Genomic DNA, 1181 nt, shown 5'->3' with positions numbered 1-1181 from the left:
GTGTCGTCATGCGCCGACCCTGCTCCTCGTGGGCCGCGCACGGAACGGTCCCGCGACCGCGTTCGCGCGCAGCTCAGCGGACGCTGGGCACAGTCTCGCGGATCGAGCTGCACCGACGCATCGCCCTGTCAGAAGGGTGGCGGATCGTCGTCGGAGTCGGGTGGTGGGCCGCCGACGGGGGCCAGGATGAGGTCGTCGCGCAGGTGCAGACCAGGTGGTCGGGTCGTGCGGGTGACCCCGGAGGGGGTGGTGACCGACAGGACCCCGTCGTCGGTCATGGTGAACCGCCAGCCCGGTGCGTGGGTCTTCAGGCGGTGATGCCGGCGGCACAGCGAGCACAGGTTCCCGCAGGCGGTCTCCCCGCCCTCGGCGGAGGCGTGCACGTGGTCGGCCTCGGTCCACCGGGCAGGACGCCGGCAACCGGGGTGCCGGCACGTCCGGTCCCGGGCCCGCGCGTACCGCCGCTGCGCGGGAGTGGGCCGGTAGCGGTCCACCGGCGGTGGCCGGTCCAGCACCGCACAGCCGCACTCGGCCGACTGTCCGTGCCGCGGGCAGCCGCGGCGGACCAGCCGCTCCAACTCACCGCGGGTCACGCCCGCCCGCAACGCCCCCGTCCCGTCGGTGAGCGAGATGCCCAGGGTCCCGCCGGCCGGTGGCTGCAGCCCGCCCGGGCACAGCGCGTCCAGCTGCTCCAGCAGCTCCCGCAGCTGCCCGGCGGTGATCGGCGCCCCGTCCACCGTGGCGGTGTCGCTGTCGGTCGGTGCATCGGTGGGCACCTCGGTGCGGCCGGTGGGATGCGGGCGCAGGGTCGGCAGCGGGGCGATCACCTGCAGGTGCGCCGTCACCGGCTCCCGCGAGGTGTCCCACGGCCGCAGGATCAGATCGGCCATCACCAGCGCCCGCAGCTGACCGATCGGCCGCTCGTCACCGTCGGCCTTGGCCATCCGCGCATACCCGTCGACGGCCTCCCGGCACGCCGCCGCCACCGGCATCGGCATGTCCCCGATCAGCTGCCCCATGCCGTCGCCGGTCGCCCGGGTGGTCACATCCGCGTGCTGCTCGGCCTTCTTCCGCCGCCGGTCCGCCGCGGCATCATCGACCGCGATCAACGCCGCGGCCGCGCGCTCGGCCAACCGCACCGGGGTCTCCCCGCCCAGCGCCCACCCCAGGGCCTGTCTCTT

The 1181-nt window shown here is 75.4% G+C and carries 1 protein-coding gene; it reads right to left on the bottom strand.

What is annotated here, in order from left to right:
- Nucleotides 1-128: 128 nt before the first annotated feature.
- On the bottom strand, nt 129-1181 hold a 1053-nt coding region (locus FHL80_RS25915; RefSeq protein ID WP_216871047.1), incomplete at its 5' end, for an HNH endonuclease signature motif containing protein.

Origin of the sequence: Modestobacter excelsi (genome assembly GCF_005930495.1) — a bacterium.
Lineage (GTDB): Bacteria > Actinomycetota > Actinomycetes > Mycobacteriales > Geodermatophilaceae > Modestobacter > Modestobacter excelsi.
This window is presented reverse-complemented; position numbering and strand designations above follow the sequence as displayed.